The organism is Shewanella spartinae, assembly GCF_019457555.1.
GTDB lineage: Bacteria > Pseudomonadota > Gammaproteobacteria > Enterobacterales > Shewanellaceae > Shewanella > Shewanella loihica.
In genome coordinates, this window is record NZ_CP080418.1 from 3,732,103 (window position 1) to 3,748,493 (window position 16,391).

Genomic DNA, 16,391 nt, shown 5'->3' on the forward strand with positions numbered 1-16,391 from the left:
TCAGATCAAGTCCCTCTGGGTTGCGGTTTCCGCCTGTGCCTCCAGGCTGAGTCCTTCGGTTTCATCGATGAAGCGGATCACCTCGTAGAGGTAATCCAGCTTGCCGGTGGCGATATAGATCTGCTTCTCCTGGTTGGGACGCAGCAGATATCCCAGCTCCACCAGACGCTTAAACACCAGCTTGATCTGCGCATCCACTTGGGTAGAGCTGGAGCCAAACAGGCGATAGTGGCTGACCTTGGCCAGCTGCTCGCGAAACGCAGGAGTGTCTTCGATGCGTGTCTGCAGCTCGTTGAGGCGTACCGCGGCTCCTTCGGACAGGGGCGCATCCTGGCCGCTGGCCTCTTGCACCAGCACCAACCACTCCACCAGAGGGATCAGTGCATGGCAGATGTCGCGAAACTGACTGGAGATCACCTTACGCTCATCGTCCCCCAGTTGCAGGTAACCGCAGAAAAACACCTCGCCCTCCCCGGCCGAGGCCAGGGTGCGATTGATCTGATTCAGGTATTGCTCAACATTATCACGAGTCGCCTGCGACTTGAGCGCGCGCCAGGCGTCTTCGTTACTGGTACGGCAGATAAACTCGCCACGCAGCAAGGCTTCGATCAGGGCGCCCTGGCCCACGAGTACGGTTTGTGTGCTACTGCTCATTTACACAGCCTCCTTGGCAAAACGCTGGCTAAGCTTATCGGCAATGGGGTTAACTTGTGGCTTAACCACTTGTAGTTTCTTGGTTTGCTTGTTGATGATGTATCTGTTGGCAAACAGGTTAAGCACCTCAGACTCAGGGTTCGGGAAGGCGCCCAATACCGAGATGTTGTTGTTCTCACAGGCATCGAAGATCTTCTTCACGTTGCCGTGGTGCAAGGTGCCCAGCTCGTCGATCGGCCAGTGGATGGTGACATCGGCGCGGCCACGCAGCAGACGGGTGAAGGCCAACAGGAACTTACACAAGATCAGATAGGCCATACCATGGCTCGAGGATTCGTTGAGCTGACGGTCTGTGCGGATCACCAGGTCACTGTTGCCCTCCTTGAGGCGCAGTTCGATCTCCAATAGCTTGGCGATGCCACCGGTCAGGGCGGCGCGGCCGATAATATCCAGGGCGCGGCGCATGCTGCTGGTGTAGTGCTCATCCGGCAAATCGGCGAAGCCCTCGGCCTTCCACTGTTTAAACGCCTTGACGAACTCCTCCAGCTCGGGCCAGAACTCCAGCTCGCTGATGCGCGAACGGATGCGCACCGCCGACTCGCTCACCCCGTCGAGGAACAGCTCTTCGCCCACCTCACGGGTGATGCGGGCACTCTGGGAGGCAATGCGGCGATCGATATCCGCCAGCACGTCGTAAAAGGCCGTCAGGTCGATACCGAAGTTACGTCCCTGCTCTCTCAGGCCCATGATCGCCTGAGGCACCATGACGTTGAGCAGCTGCTCCAGTTGCGGTACCAGCTTGCGATAGTCCAGCAGGCGAATGCCCTTGTCGTTGACGAAGCTCGACTCCTCGCGGGCCCGCTCCCAAGTCTCAGACAGACTTGAGCCCGACTTGCTGGCGATCACCGAATCGAAGTGCTCGATATACTGCTTCACCGAGCCCAACAGCTGATCCCTACGCAGTAACAGTTCTTCGCCCTGACGCAGACGCTCGGTGAGGCCACCTTGCATCTCATCCTGGCTCGATGGCAGCTTAAGCTCCGCCAGCTTGCGCATCACGGCGCGCAACTTGGTCAGGTTCTCCGAGGCCTCCACCTGGATGGCGTCAGACTGTTTGCGCTCGCTATCATATTGCTGGCGCTGATGTTTAATCTCGTTGGCCTTGGTGGTGAGCTGTTGACTCAGCTCGGTCACCGCCATCTTGACCTGGCTCAGCTCGGTCTGCAGCTTAGGCTTGCGCGCCAGCCAGGTGTGTTGATACCAGTCGTCGAAACGCAGTACCTCGCTGCGGCGCTGCTCCGCCTTGCTGATGTTGCTCTCTAGATCGCGGATCTCTTGCTTGAGCTTGACGATCTTGGCTTCGTCGACGCCGCGGGATTTCAGCTCATCCTTATACCACTGCTCGCAGGCCTTCTGCTCCGTCTTGGCCGCCTGACGACGATCGTTGATATTCTGCTTCACCTGAGAAAGCTGAGCATCCAAGGCACCGACCACTTCCTGCCAGTAGGCCTTCTTCTCCATGCGCGCCTCGAGCGCCTGCTCGTTTTGCTCATCGATCCACTCTTGGTGCTGGGCCTTAAGCTGTTTCATCTCGCTGTCGAGACGGGCGAGACGCTTCTGCGAATCGGCCTTGCGAGCGCTGAGCGCCTGATTGATCTTCTCCTGCTCAGCGCGTTTCTCGTCGAACAGGCGGCGCAGATCGTCGCGGCTATTCTTATAGGCCGTCTTGGCGAAGGTGAGTTCGCGGTTAAGCTTATCCAGCTCGGCGTTGATGGCCACCAGGGCCTCTTCCGCCTCGGCCTGTAGCTGCTTGGCATTGGCCAGCGCCTCCTCGGCCTCGCTGTAACGGCCCCTGAGCTCCTGCTCCGAGGCGGCATATTCTGGGGTTGCAAGCGCCTTGAGATCCAGCTCGACGCCGCAGAAGCTGTCGCCGCCAGCCGACTTGGCCGGGTGCAGATCGCTGCGATGTAAAAGCTCTGGGTTGATCAGCTTGCCTATGCTCTCCTCCCAGCCGTCGACCTCCTTGCGCAGATATTCCAGCAAGGTGTGGGATTGAGGGAATAGCACCTGGTGCAGCTCATCCAGTGCGCCCTGACGCTCGATGACCCTTAGCCCTGCCTGTCTCAGGCTCTCGTTAGCCTGATCCCGCTTGGCTCTTAGCTTGCGCTCCTCGCCTGCCAGGCGATCCACCATGGCGTTGCACGCCTCCTGCTCCTCGTCGGCGCGGGTGATGCGCTCGTCAAACACCGCCAGGGTCAGCTTCTCTTCTTCGCTGTAGGTGACGCCGTTGACCTGCATCTGCAACTCGGCCGCCGTCAGCTTGAGCTGGTATTCCCGCTCGTTGTGCTTGGCGCGGCCCGCCTCCATCTGCTCACGCCAGCTTTGCTCGAGGGCGGCCAGCTCCTCGCGGCCCGCCTCCTGCTGCTTGTCTCTGGCTTCGCGATGTTTATCTTGTTCCTTATCTAGCTGTTCCAGCTCGCGGTTGAGGTTCTCACCTATCTTGCTGCGACGGGCGTTGTAGGCCGCCTCGATATCCTGGTGCTTCTCGGTCTGCAGCTTATGACGCTCGGTCAGGTTCTCCAGGCTGGCGCGCCAGCTGGGCAGCTGCTCGAGATCCAGCTTGGCTTGCTCAATATCGGCATCGAGAAAACCTGCGTGCTGATCTTCGATGATATCCAGCTCATGTTCTATCTTGGCCACGTCGCCCTTGGCGGCGGAGAGATCCAGGTTAAGCTCGTCGCGCAGCTCCTTCCACTCGTCGTCGAGCTGACGCAGCTTGTTGCCGAGATCTTTCGAGCGCTGCTGATTTAGCTCCTGACGCTCTATCTCCTGGGCTTCATCCTTGCCGTAGCCGCGCTTCAGCCCAGCCAGACGCTGCTCCGCGCTGAGCAGTTGGTTAAACTCCTGCTCCAGCTTGTCAAATTCGGGGCGGATCTGCTCGAAGCCCTGGATCAGCTGGCTCTCGCGGATCCAAGACTCGACCCGCTGCGGGTTGAGACGTGAGCTCGGTGGGTTAACCCCATCCTCCTCCAAGATGGCGGCGATCATCGACTTGATAGTCTCCATCTTGCCTTCTTTGGAGTGCACCGCCTTGGCCAGCTTCTCTATGTGGCGCAGCGTATGTTCGTGCTGACACAGGGAGAACTGGCGGGCGTAGGCCCTTAGCTCACTGCGGTTGCTGCCGGTGCTTAGCAGGGTGCGATCGTTTTGGATGATGGCGCGATATTCGCGGGTGTTCAGCAGGTTGGTCACCGCCACACCGGCGCGTTTCATCTCACGGCCCAGCTCGGCCATGTTGTGGCAGAGAATCGACTCCCCCTGCTGGGACTTCACATAGTCTTCCAGCTCGAAGCCCTTGCCGATGAAACGATAGTTGACGCCCTTGCCATCACCGGCAGAGGCCAGAACAGCCTGGGTCAGCAGGCCGTCGTCGCGGCGATACTCGTAGATGATGTAGCTGGAATCGTGGGGCAGATACCAACGCTCGAAGCTGTCACGGGTCGAGGGCACCACGCGGCTGGGGTATTCGCCGTAAAACACCGGCACCAGACGCTGCAAGGTGGTCTTGCCCGAGGCGTTGGTACCACAAATGTTGGTGTGTCCATCGAGGGCGAGTTCCACAACGCCGGGGAGGTGCGTATTGATCAGCACGATACGATTTAAGCTTGGCATCTCTTTCCTTATCCAAACGAGCTTGTCGGCCGCCCAGCGGGGCGAGCAGCAAAGGGGAATAGCAAAACAATCCCACTAAAGTAAAACAAAGCTATCGGCTTGGCAATCTGGCCCGGGACTTGGGCGGGATAGTCGTTTAAAAAGCGTGCGTAACACCCGATTTCAGGCGGTTTTCACGGCAGGAATGAAGAAGACGGCAAGCATAAAGGTAGCGAGCGATGTTCAGGATCGGCTCGTGGCGAATGCCAATGGCTAAATGCTTAGAACAGAAAATTAAGAGCAGGGAGCTGGGAACAGGAAATGGAGAGCTGGGGCCGCAATTTAGGCGTCGGGAGCAGAAATAGAAAGGGCCGACTAATGTCGACCCTAACTTAGATTTTCAATTCAGTATTTCAATTCAGCATTTCTACTCTGCATTTAGCACAGATTAGTCGGCTTGCTGATAGCCGATGCGGCGCGCCTCGTAGCGGGCCACCATCTCATCCATGCTCTGGGCTTCCAGTGGACGCAGGCCGCTAAGCACCAGCGTCTTCTCGCCGGTACCCACTAGCTTATCGCCGCAGTGCAGCTCAAACTTGAGGGTCACATCGCCGCGCTTACCGTCGATGGCCAGATTCTGCTCCACCAGGCTGAGGGCGATGCTGTCAAAATCTAAGGTATGGAGATCGAACGACATGCTCTCGTAGATCACCAGGGGGCGGGCCGGATTGATCATCATGCCGTGCTGCTTCATCAGCGGCACCAACACATGGGTAAAGTTGAGCCCGGAGAAGGCCACATAGCTACGCACAAAGGATTCAGTCTGCACCTCGCACAGGGTCGACTCGCCGCTGCGGCTCACGCTCAGGTACTGCTTATCCTTATCATCCAGGATGGCGAAGCTGTCGCCTACCGCATCCGGAAACACCAGGTTGACGCCGCTACCGACCATGCCCTCGAATCGAAATGTCATCTTCTGGCTCAGCCCATATTGTCCCAGCACCAGGGCGAACAGCAGATCTCCGGGAACGCAGAACTTCTTAGCATCGACATCGTGGATGGGGTTAAAGTCCTGTGCGACACCCTTGGCGAATTCACTCGCCTGTTGGGCTGACACAGAGACTAGTTGCTGTGCTTTATTAAAATAAGGACTTAGAAACATATCGGCTCGTCAATCAGGGTTATGTTAAAGATGAGATAAAACATTCGTTATAAATTTAAGGAGGCACAGTCTATAGCAAAACCCGCGAAACACTTCTCCGATGACTTGAAGACCCCCAGGTTTTGCTACAAAGCTAGGCCGAAATATCCGCTATTGCACTGTAGCAGCGCTCCTATCCCTCTGACTCACACTGGCTTTTGCCCATCCAGTCACTCCCCCAAACTGTGCCCAAACCATGCCTCAAGCTGTGCCTCAAACCAGAGGCAAGACTGCTTGTCTATCCAAAAAATCCACTAAAGCTGCAAAAAAGATAAATTTTTTAAAATTAACAATGTCAGTCAATGTCAAGGTAATAACCCCAGAGGGAAACACCTCAAACTATTGTTATGAAACATCTTTAAGTTAAAACCGCTCTGCACAACTTGGGTGCAAATCCCTTTACCTTGACTTTACATTTGTTGATCTTAATCAAAAAACTTAATGATAATAGTTTGCATTACGATACCTAATTGATAGAATCGCCAGCAATTAAATAACCCTGACAAAACAACTGGGAAGAGAAATGATGAAGAAAACGCTAATTGCCGCAGCACTGGTCAGCGCATTCGCTAGCCAAGCCGCTATCGCCTCTGATGAGACTCAAGAACTGCGTAAAGTGATCGAACAGCAACAGAAAGTGCTGAAAGATCTTGAGAAGCGTCTAGAGCAAACTGAGCAGCGTGTAGAGAAGACAGCCGACGCCGTTGAAGAAAGCAGCTCAGCCAAGAGCGCGACAACTATCGGCGGTTACGGTGAACTTCACTACAACAACATCACTGACAACAAATCAGGTAAAGACAAGAAAGAGTTCGACTTCCACCGCTTCGTGCTGTTCTTCGGCCACGAGTTCACCGAAAAGACACGTTTCTTCTCTGAGCTGGAAGTTGAGCACTCTATCTCTGGCGAAGGCCAAAACGGTGAAGTCGAGCTAGAGCAGGCTTACATCGAACACGATTTCAACGACATGCTGACTGCTAAGGCGGGTCTGTTCCTGATGCCAGTAGGTATCATCAACGAAACTCATGAGCCACCAGCATTCTACGGCGTTGAGCGTAACCCAGTTGAGAAAAACATCCTGCCTGCCACTTGGTGGGAAGCGGGTGCCAACCTGAATATCAAGGCAGCCCCAGGCCTGGCCTTCGACGCAGCGGTCACCTCTGGCCTAAACGTTGGCGACGACTATAAGATCCGTGGCGGTCGTCAGAAGGTTTCTGAAGCGAAAGCCGAAGATCTGGCTTACACTGCGCGCGTTAAATACACCGCCGTTCCAGGTTTAGAGCTGGCTGCAACTGTGCAGTACCAATCTGATCTGACTCAAGGCCGTGGCGATGTTGATACCGCTTCTGCGACCCTGATGACAGCACACGCTATCTACACCATCGAAAACTTCACCATCAAGGCACTATACGCTCAGTGGGATATCGACGGTAAAGAAGCCGAAGCACTTGGCCGTGACAAGCAGAAAGGTTACTACATCGAGCCTTCATACCGCTTCAACGAAAGCTTCGGTGTGTTCGCACGTTACAATGCCTACGACAACGAAGCCGGTAACGGTGTTGACTCAGAGATCACCCAGACTAACGTGGGTGTGAACTACTGGTTGCATGAAAACGTTGTCTTCAAAGCCGACTACGAAAAAGTTGGCGGCGCGAAAGATGCCGACGGTTTCAACCTAGGCGTTGGCTACCAGTTCTAAGCCATTAGCCCCTATCGCAGTGCTCAACGCTCCCTTTGAGCACTGCCTATGGCTAAGGTACTTCCCGAGGTACCTTAGCCATAGTAAAAGGAATCAGTGAAAACAACGGATTATCCCACAGGCCTCATCCACTCTTGCTACCGGGTCAATCGATGAAAGCTCTCTCTGTTAAGCTCCTACTTGCCTCACTCTTCACCGCCTTCTGCGTGCAGGCCGCCAGCGTCTATCAAAGCAACGAAGACTTTATCAGCCAGGCCTTTGCTGCCCCTATGCCCAAGGCCAAGGTCTACTGGCTAGAGGATAGCGATAAGCAGGCGATCGAGGAGATCCTGGCCCACAAATTCAATAAGATGCGCCTGCGCTACTGGCAACAGCAAGGCGAGACCGTCTGGATCCTCGAAGAGATAGGCAAGGAATCCCCCATCACGGTCGGCATCCATGTCAAAGACAAGGCCATAGTACAGACCAAGGTACTGGTCTATCGTGAGAGCCGCGGCGACGAGGTGCGTCACGAATTCTTCACCGACCAGTTTAAGCAGGCCAGGCTCACCGAAGATCACCAGCTGGATCGCAAGATAGACGGCATCACAGGCGCCACCCTGTCGGTACGTGCCCTCACCAAGCTGTCACGCATCGCCCTCTACCTGGACGACAAGGTCAACCACTAAGCTCTCATCGAGCTGCTTAGTTGGTGTTATCCCTATGGCTGTTATATGATGGCCAGCGAGCAGGCGAGCCCTGCTCTTTTCGTATCCAACAGGCTGTCAGCGCCGGGCATCCATGAGTCTGCTTGCGGCCGCGCGCCAGATAAATAGTCAGAATAAAGAACGCCATAGATGACCAATAAGCCCCGCCATCCCCATCGTAAACCCCTGTGGCAGAAACTCGCCAAGATCTTCCGTCCCTGGCACAGACGCCTAGGGATCGCCAGCGCCCTCCTGGTGGTCATGGTTGCCGTCAGCGGCGTCTTGATCAACCACAGCAACGACTTCAAGCTAGATACCACTCACGTGCATCAGGGCTGGCTGCTGGATCACTATGGCATCAAGGCCCCAGGCCAGATCGCCATCTATGCCAGCGAGCCGCTACTGGCCACCAGCGATAACCTGCTCTGGCTAAAGGACAAGCCGGTCCTGGAAGCCCAAGGGCCACTGCTTGGCGCCCTCGCCTATGGCGAGCACTATGTCGCCATCGACGCCCAGCACCTCTACCTGCTGGATCAACAAGGCGCCCTGCTCGAGCAGCAGAGCCGCGCCACCGGCCTGCCCCAAGACCTGCGCGCCCTGGCGCTGCTCCCCACGGGTGACGCTGGGCAGCTCTGGCTGAATACGGCGTCGGGCAGTTATCTTAGCGATAGCGATCTCATCGAGTGGCAGGAAGCAAAACCTCTGGTGGCTCTCGACTGGCAGACCCCGCTTACAGATGCCGAGAGTGAGGCGCTAGGTAAGAATTTGTCACTCAAGGCCCGTGCCATGCACCTCAGTTGGGAGCGTGTGCTGCTAGACCTGCACAGCGGCCGTATCGTCGGCCTGCCCGGCTCGCTGATGATGGACCTGGTGGCGCTCTGTCTCATCTTCATGGCGATCTCTGGCCTCTATCTGTGGCAGCAGGCTAAGCCACGCAAGCGCAAGGCATAAAGCAACAAAAGGTATAAGGCAGTAGATAGGATAAGGCGGCTAACGCCAGTCCTTAAAAAAACAACCGCCTCTTGCAAATAAAAAAGCTCACCTAAGGTGAGCTTTTTTATTGAGGAGCTAAAGCGTAATCGACCTTAACCGCCCATTAGCTTCTGCCACCAGGAGAGTGGCTCGCCGCAGTTCTTCGCCGGGTGATAGCTCTCAGCCAGGGCAGGAACCGCCACCACATTGCCGCAGTTGCCCTGCTTGGCGACACCCGTCTTGGCATCGAAATAGCCAGACACCACGCCATTGACCGGCGTGCGTCTCAGGCTGATAGGCGCGCGCTGCTTGAGGAAGGCCTGGTAGACGGCCATGGCGCCGCTGCTGCCATAGAGACTAGTCTTGCCGTTATCGTCCAGCCCCACCCAGACGGCGGCAACGTTTCGCTCATCGAACCCGGCAAACCAGGAGTCGCGGGAATCGTTACTGGTACCCGTCTTACCCGCCAGGGTCACGCCCGGGAAGGCCTGGCCCAGCTTAGTCGCCGTGCCCGACTGCACCACCTGAGTCATGGCGTGTTGCACCAGGAAGTCGCTGGCCACAGATATAGCCTGATCCGCGCCGCGCTGACTGGCCGACAGCGGCTGATTGTCGGCGTCCAGCACATGGGTCACAGCACTCAGCTGACGGTAGCGGCCATTATCTGCCAGGGTCTGATACACCTGCGCCACCATCAGCGGTGAGCCATTGACGGCCCCCAGCAACATGGATGGATACTCTGGGATGGTCTCGTCCCAGCCCGACTTGGCCAGGGTGGTCGCCACCGCGTCTGTGCCTATCGCCATGCCGAGGTTCACCGTCGGCACGTTCATCGACTTCTTAAAGGCGGTCATCAGCGGCACCTCGCCGGAAAACTGTTTGTTGACGTTCTGTGGCGACCAGGTCTTGCCCTGGGAGTTGGTCAGGGTGATCGGCTCATCCTTCAGCGGCGTCGCCAGGGTGTACTTGTCGCCGTGGGTCAGCGCCGTAGCGTAGACGAATGGCTTGATAAGCGAGCCGATAGGACGACGGATCTCCACCGCGCGGTTAAAGCCCTGATAGCTTGGCACCTTGTCGCCCACCATGGCGGCGATACCCGCCGAGTACTTGTCGGTGACCACCATGCCCACCTGCAGCGCCTTGTCACGCTGTTCCAGGTTTTTCATGGTCGAGCGCACCGCCTGCTCCGCCGCCTCCTGGGCTAGGGGATCTAAGGTGGTGTAGACCTTGATGCCCGACTGCTGAAGCAGGCTGTCGCCGAAGCGACGCGACAGCTCACCGCGCACCACGGCGAAGAAGGCCGGCAGTTTCTGATGCACAGGCTTGCTCGCCTTGCGCACCCCAAGGGGGGATTCGACCGCCGCCTTGTACTGTGCCACCGGCAGCTGGCCCGACTCCATCAAGAGGCGCAGCACCAGATCCCGACGCTCCTGAGCCCGCTCGGGGAAACGCCAGGGGTTGTAGTAGGAAGGCCCCTTGATCGCCGCCACCAGAAAGGCCTGCTGCGGCAGGGTCAGCTCGGCGATCGGTCTGCCGAAATAGAACTGAGACGCCAGCCCCATGCCGTGCACGGCGCGGGACTTGTCCTGACCCATATAGACCTCGTTAAGGTAGGCCTCGAGTATCTCATCCTTGTCGTAGCGAAAATCGATAATGATCGCCATCAGGGCTTCCCTGAGCTTACGTATGATAGAGCGCTCACTAGAGAGGAAGAAGTTTTTCGCCAGCTGCTGGGTCAGGGTCGAGCCACCTTGCACGGTGCGCCCGGCGCTGATGTTGACCATGGCGGCGCGTATGATGGCAAAGGGATTAACGCCGTGATGCTCATAGAAGCTCCTGTCTTCCACCAAAATCAGCGCATCGACGATCGCCTTAGGGATCTTGTCTGTGGCCACGAACAGCCTGTCTTCACCATCGCCGGTGATCATGCGATCCAGCAGCACTGGCTCGAGGTGGAACACCGCCAGCTCGCGATGGTCGCTGCTTCGCGCCACCGAGGCAACCCCCTGGCTGTCGAAGGTGATCATCACCCGCTGGGCTTCCTGGGATCCCTGCGGATGGAGGAAGGGACGGCGCCAGAGATCCACCTTGGTCCTGGAGGCGGAAAACTCACCCACCTGACGGGGATTGGCCACCTTGCGATAACCCAGCAGCTTAAGCTCGGCGATCAGCTGATCGTGGCTCACGGCCGCGCCGGGATAGAGGGCCATGGAGCGGCTAAATACCTGCGCCGGCAGGTGCCACTTCTGCCCCTCAAACTTGCGGGCGATAATCTGATCCAGGTAGATGCTATAGATGGTCATGGCAGCAAACAGGATAAGGCCGAGCTTCCAGCTCAAAGACCAGATCCTGCGGCCCCAACCCGGCCTCGCTGTCGCGGCACTCTTGCTTGCCGACTTACGCTTAGGCGTTTGGCTATTGCCCGCCTTACTATTAGTCGACTTGCGCGGTCTGCGTGGTGTTGGCGTCTCTTTATTCGTCATCGTGTTTCCAGTCAAACAGCAAAGGGGCTAAAGCCCCTTAGCTGACATCTTTTTCTTGGTTAATTTGGTCGGCAAGGTGTTGGCGGGATCGTCCGGCCACAGATGCTTAGGGTAGCGTCCCTTCATCTCTTTCTTCACCTCGACATAGGGCCCGGCCCAGAAGTTGGCCAGATCGGCGGTCAGCGCCAGCGGTCGCATCGCCGGCGACAGCAGCTCCATGGTCACCACAAGTTGCCCCTGGGCCAGCCTGGGGCTCTCGGCCATGCCCAGCGCCTCCTGCAAACGCACGCTCAGCAGCGCCCGCCCCGACATCTCATATCGTATCGCCGCCCGAGTGCCCGTCTTCATGGGCCAATGGCTCGGCAGCGCCTCGTTTAATATCTGTTGTTGTCCCCACTCCATCTGGTTGTGGAGCAAGGTATAGAAATCCAGTCCCTTGAGCAGGGTCAGGCGGCGCACCCCGTCAAGATAGGGGCCGAGCCACTCAGGCAGCGTCGCGAGCAAGGCCTGATCACTCAGATCCGGCCAATCGCCTGCAAGAGCGAGCTTACTCGCCAGGGCAACGCGCAGGCGAAGCTGTTCCACCTTATCATCAAATCCCAGCAGGGAGAGCCCCTTGGTGCGGATAAGCTGATAGATGGCCTGCTTGATCGTCTCTTCATCCAAGGTCGCCAGCGGGCGTTCACCCAATATGATAGCGCCGATGCGCCGCTGAGTTAACCCGTAAAAACGCGCCTTCTCCTCATCCCAACCGGTCTCAACAACCGACTTCACCTGACTGGCCAGCGGGCCCTCGAACAGCGCGGCATCCAGCTTGGCCGCCAGCAGAATACGGCCGCTGCTCTGGCCTTCACTCTCCTGAAAATCGGCGACCACCAGCCAGGGCTCGCCCTGCAAGGCATCGTCATCATTGAGGGCAACACCTGCGCCGCAGGCAAGCTGATACCCCTTGGCGCCACGGGCCTTGGCGATGCGATCGGGAAAGGCCAGCGCCAGCAGGGTGGCGATATCCTGGTCGCGACTCTCGCCGATGACCTTGGCTATCTGATTGCCTCGACCGGCATTCATCCTGGCCAGATATTGCTGCGCCAGCTTGGCGACTTCGCCGCCCCTGGCATCGCTCAGATAACGGCTGATATCGGCGCCGCGTCTTGCCAGGGCGCGCGATTCCAGCAGCGCCGCCAGCACGGCGGCAAGGGGCAGATAATAAGGAGCATCAATGCCATCCATATCTTTGGCGGCCAGCAGCATGTGGGCCAGACGCGGATGACAACCAAGCCGATAGGCGGCGCGGCCATGGGGCGTGATGCGCCTGTCGCCCTCCACCAGCGCCAAGGCTTGCAGCAGCTCCCAGGCTACCGTCTCGTTAGCCTCGGAGGGGGGCGAGATCAGTGGCAGCGCATCGAGGGCATTCACGCCCCAAAAAGCGGCATCTAGGGCTGCATTGGTTAAGTCCCCATGGAGGATCTCAGGCTCATCAGCCTTGAGCAGGCGCTCATGCTCCTGCTGCGGCCAGAGGCGGATACAGTGGCCCTCACTTAGACGACCGGCGCGGCCACTGCGCTGGGCGGCCGACGACTGGCTGATCCGTTTGAGCGACAAGCGACTCACCGCCGTCTTAGGATTGAAGCTGGCCTGACGCTTATAGCCGGCATCCACCACCAGGCGGATATCTTGGATGGTCAGACTCGACTCGGCCACATTAGTGGCGAGCACCAGCTTACGCATCCCAGGCGGTGGCGGCGCGATGGCGCTGTCTTGCTGCGCCGGCGGCAGGGCGCCATAGAGGGGGGTAATCAAAAACAGTTTAGAGTCGAGCCGCTCGCTTAATAGCGTCTGTAACCTTCCGATTTCTCGCTGGCCGGGCAAGAAGGCCAGCAATGAGCCCTCTTGATGCTCGGTCACAGCTTCGACGATCACCTTGGCCATATGCAGCAGCCAATCCTGATGGGCTGCGCTGGGACGGTAACTCAGGCTCACCGGGAAGCTGCGCCCCTCGCTCACCAGGCTGGCCGCTTCAGGCATCAGGGTCTGTAACGGCAGCCCGTCCAGGGTCGCCGACATGGCGAGTATCTTAAGATCCTCACGAAACGAGGCCTGTACCTCCAGCGCCAGAGCTAGGCCGAGATCTGTGGTGAGGTGGCGCTCATGGATCTCATCGAAGATGATCAAGCCGTAGCCAGATAATTCAGGGTCTTGCTGGATCATCCGGGTTAATACCCCTTCGGTCACCACCTCGAGGCGAGTCTTGGCGCTCACGCTCGACTCGCCGCGCACCCTAAAGCCCACCGACTGGCCCACGGGCTCGCCACGCCTGGCCGCAATAAAGTGCGCCACGCTGCGCGCCGCGATGCGTCTGGGCTCCAGCATCAAGATCTTACCCTCAATCTCAGGCCAGTCGAGCATGGCCAGGGGCAGCGCGGTCGACTTGCCCGCGCCGGTTGGCGCCTGCAAGATTAGCTGGGTATTTTCCGCCAGCGTCCGTTGGATCTCGGGCAGGAGTGTCTGGATCGGGACTTGATTAAATTCTTGAGTAGCTACTTGGTTCAAAGGGCGTGTTCAATCGACAAAAACTGGCGACAGTTTACTAAAGATGAGGGCAAAGCTAAACAGACGAGTCCCCGCTGGGGGCTCGTCCCAGGTTAATATCTCTTAACCTTCCAGTACCCGATACCAGTGCAGGCCTTCGCCCGAGGTCAATGAAGTGAGCGGCTCGGGACGCGCGATGCCATAACCCTGACCGAATTCGACGCCCAATTTCTGCAGGTGTTTTGCCACCTCGACCGACTCGACAAACTCGGCCACTATCTCGAACGCCAGTTCGCGGCCCAGCTGGCAGATGGCGGCGACGATCGCCTGATCGGCGCGATCCTCGCACAGGTGTTGAATAAACTGGCCATCGATCTTCACATAATCGACGTCCAGCAGCTTAAGGTAGGCAAAGCTTGAGAAGCCAGAGCCGAAATCATCCAGCGCCAGCTTACAGCCCAGGGGCTTCACAGTGTTGATCAGCCCGGTGGCATGATCCAGCTGGCTCACCGCCGCCGTCTCGGTGATCTCGAAGCAGAGCTTACTCACCAGCTCGGGTTCGCCAAGCAGGCGCATCTCCAGCCAGTTGATAAACTCACTATCGCTGATAGAGAGGGCCGACAGGTTTACCGACACCATAGAAAGCGACTGCCACAGCGCCAGGTTTTCACTGCCCCAGCGCAGCAGCTTGTCGATCACCCAGCGATCCAGCTTGGCCGCCAGGTTAAAGCGCTCGGCGGCGGGCAGGAAGATTCCGGGGGGAATCAGCTCGCCCTCGGTGGAGCGCATGCGCAGCAAGATCTCCAGATGCAAGCCGTCGTCACTGGCGCACAGCGGCTCTATGGGCTGGTAGAAGAGCTCGAACCTGTCGTTGGCCAGGGCGCCGACGATATCCACCGAGGCGCTCATCTCGGTATTGAGCTTCTCCACCACAGGATCCTGGGTGCTATAGAAGTACCAGGCGTTACCGCCCTTCTCCTTGGCGAGACGACAGGCGGCGCTGGCGCGGCGCAAGAGATCCGAGACAGAGTCGACCTCGCTCTCGCAGCGGGCCAGCCCCATGGAGACGCTCACGCTATGGCTGCGCCCCTCCCAGCTAAATTCATGGTTGGCCATGGCCTGACAGATACGCTCGGCCACCTGCTCGGCGATCTGCACATCGATATTGGGCATTAGTATGCCAAACTCGTCACCACTGAGGCGGGCGATCACATCTTCCTTGCGCACCAGCTGACTCAGGCGGGCGGCGAGCTGACACAAGAGTTGATCGCCGGCCCTGTGGCCGCTGACATTATTGACCACCTGGAATCTGTCCAGGTTGATGAACCCCACGAAGGTAGAGCGCTCGCACTCGCAGGGGTTGGCCAGATCATATAGGGCCTCAAAGTAGGCGCGATTGGGCAGTCCGGTGAGCGGGTCGAAATTGAGCGAAACGCTGTGCGCCTCGCCCTCCTGAACCTGCTCGCCCACTGGCTCCACCAGCATGAGGATGGGGCCGTCTTCGCCGGACAGGCAGAGGAAAGTTACCTTGGCCAGGGCATCATCGGGGGCGTATTTCAGTGGCAACTCACAACTGGATTGCTCCAGCACCTGATCTCGCACCAGCGCCATGGTGTCCAGCAGGCGTTTCTGCTCCCGCTTGGGTACCAGGGTCTCCACCTTCTGTAGCGTCTCCACATGCAGACTCTCGGCGGCGCTCTGGTTGTAACGTATCACCCTGTCATCGACGCCGATATGCACGCAGGGGATGGGCAGGCGATAGAGATGCTCGATACAGACCAGCTCGTTACTCTTGGCATTTAAGCGCTGGCGCGCCACCTCCTGAGCCAGGCCCAGCAGGCTGCCGGCCAGCAGCAGATTATGACGAATCGCCTCTGGCCATATGCCGTCACAGTCGTAGCGATAGGCGCCGAAGATATAGTGCCTCTCTCCGCCCACGGGCAGCAGCAGGACACTGCGGATCTTGGCCTGATTCAGACGCAGACGGCTGTCCTCGTCGTCGATAACGGAAGCTACATCTTCGACGATGGCAGGTTCGCGCAGTGAGGTATAGGAGTGTAGATGACGGTTGTTGGCCACCCGGCTGAGCAGCATCTCGGCGTCGCGCTTGCTGAAGATAGAGGCATCGGACTGGTACATGGCTTCGATCTGCACCGGCAGACGGCCCTTGCCGATACGTAACAGAAACAGGCCGTCACACTGATTGCTGGCGGCAAGTTGCTGCAGGATAAGTTGCAGCTCCTCTTCCAGATCGTGTTCGCATAAAAAAGCGAGCGTCTGCTCGAGCGATTGGGATCCCTGTTGCGTATCGGATGACATATACTATCTAGTCCTTAGATTGGCTAATCTGATACAAACACTGATTATAGTCAGAAATCATAGGATTACCCTATGGATTAAGTTGTAAAAGCTAGCTGAGAGTGACTATAGGTTATATTTCACTTTTTCGACGACATTAGCGAAATAAGTCGCTTTAAAATCAAGCCTGTAGAAAGCTCAACTCGTTGCATTTTTGTAAC

General features: G+C 57.8%; 9 protein-coding genes. 3 read left to right on the top strand and 6 right to left on the bottom strand.

Annotated features, from left to right (window positions below; all coding sequences use genetic code 11):
- From K0I31_RS16205 to K0I31_RS16215, 3 genes are all read right to left on the bottom strand, one after another.
- Positions 1-654, bottom strand: coding sequence for a condensin complex protein MksE (locus tag K0I31_RS16205; protein ID WP_220079045.1), 654 nt, complete (start codon positions 652-654; stop codon positions 1-3).
- Positions 655-4,326, bottom strand: a complete 3,672-nt coding sequence (locus K0I31_RS16210) for an ATP-binding protein (RefSeq protein ID WP_220079046.1) — start codon at positions 4,324-4,326, stop codon at positions 655-657.
- A 427-nt stretch (positions 4,327-4,753) separates the two neighbouring features.
- Complete coding sequence (locus tag K0I31_RS16215; RefSeq protein ID WP_220079047.1) at positions 4,754-5,467, bottom strand: DUF3581 domain-containing protein; 714 nt, start codon at positions 5,465-5,467, stop codon at positions 4,754-4,756.
- Positions 5,468-6,032: 565 nt separating this feature from the next.
- Between K0I31_RS16215 and K0I31_RS16220 the strand changes: the two genes are divergently transcribed.
- From K0I31_RS16220 to K0I31_RS16230, 3 genes are all read left to right on the top strand, one after another.
- The gene (locus K0I31_RS16220; RefSeq protein ID WP_041406713.1) at positions 6,033-7,202 is read left to right on the top strand and encodes a porin; all 1,170 of its coding nucleotides are present in this window, start codon (positions 6,033-6,035) and stop codon (positions 7,200-7,202) included.
- A gap of 152 nt (positions 7,203-7,354) precedes the next feature.
- On the top strand, positions 7,355-7,870 hold the full coding sequence (locus tag K0I31_RS16225) for an FMN-binding protein (protein WP_220079048.1): 516 nt from the start codon (positions 7,355-7,357) through the stop codon (positions 7,868-7,870).
- Between the two features lie 168 nt (positions 7,871-8,038).
- On the top strand, positions 8,039-8,839 hold the full coding sequence (locus K0I31_RS16230; RefSeq protein WP_220079049.1) for a PepSY-associated TM helix domain-containing protein: 801 nt from the start codon (positions 8,039-8,041) through the stop codon (positions 8,837-8,839).
- Between the two features lie 134 nt (positions 8,840-8,973).
- Here K0I31_RS16230 and mrcB read toward each other — a convergent pair whose 3' ends face one another.
- The 3 genes from mrcB to K0I31_RS16245 all read right to left on the bottom strand — a co-directional run bounded on the left by mrcB (position 8,974) and on the right by K0I31_RS16245 (position 16,191).
- A complete protein-coding gene (mrcB, locus tag K0I31_RS16235) occupies positions 8,974-11,343 on the bottom strand; it encodes a penicillin-binding protein 1B (RefSeq protein ID WP_220079050.1) in 2,370 nt (789 codons plus the stop codon).
- Positions 11,344-11,370: 27 nt separating this feature from the next.
- Positions 11,371-13,893, bottom strand: coding sequence for an ATP-dependent helicase HrpB (gene hrpB, locus K0I31_RS16240; RefSeq protein ID WP_220079051.1), 2,523 nt, complete (start codon positions 13,891-13,893; stop codon positions 11,371-11,373).
- Between the two features lie 102 nt (positions 13,894-13,995).
- Positions 13,996-16,191, bottom strand: a complete 2,196-nt coding sequence (locus K0I31_RS16245; protein ID WP_220079052.1) for a putative bifunctional diguanylate cyclase/phosphodiesterase — start codon at positions 16,189-16,191, stop codon at positions 13,996-13,998.
- Between the last annotated feature and the right edge of the window lie 200 nt (positions 16,192-16,391).

Bases quoted from the DNA above. Each gene is read 5' to 3' on its own strand.
- K0I31_RS16205 (WP_220079045.1), bottom strand. From the start codon at position 654: ATGAGCAGTAGCACACAAACCGTACTCGTGGGCCAGGGCGCCCTGATC.
- K0I31_RS16210 (WP_220079046.1), bottom strand. From the start codon at position 4,326: ATGCCAAGCTTAAATCGTATCGTGCTGATCAATACGCACCTCCCCGGC.
- K0I31_RS16215 (WP_220079047.1), bottom strand. From the start codon at position 5,467: ATGTTTCTAAGTCCTTATTTTAATAAAGCACAGCAACTAGTCTCTGTG.
- K0I31_RS16220 (WP_041406713.1), top strand. From the start codon at position 6,033: ATGAAGAAAACGCTAATTGCCGCAGCACTGGTCAGCGCATTCGCTAGC.
- K0I31_RS16225 (WP_220079048.1), top strand. From the start codon at position 7,355: ATGAAAGCTCTCTCTGTTAAGCTCCTACTTGCCTCACTCTTCACCGCC.
- K0I31_RS16230 (WP_220079049.1), top strand. From the start codon at position 8,039: ATGACCAATAAGCCCCGCCATCCCCATCGTAAACCCCTGTGGCAGAAA.
- mrcB (WP_220079050.1), bottom strand. From the start codon at position 11,343: ATGACGAATAAAGAGACGCCAACACCACGCAGACCGCGCAAGTCGACT.
- K0I31_RS16245 (WP_220079052.1), bottom strand. From the start codon at position 16,191: ATGTCATCCGATACGCAACAGGGATCCCAATCGCTCGAGCAGACGCTC.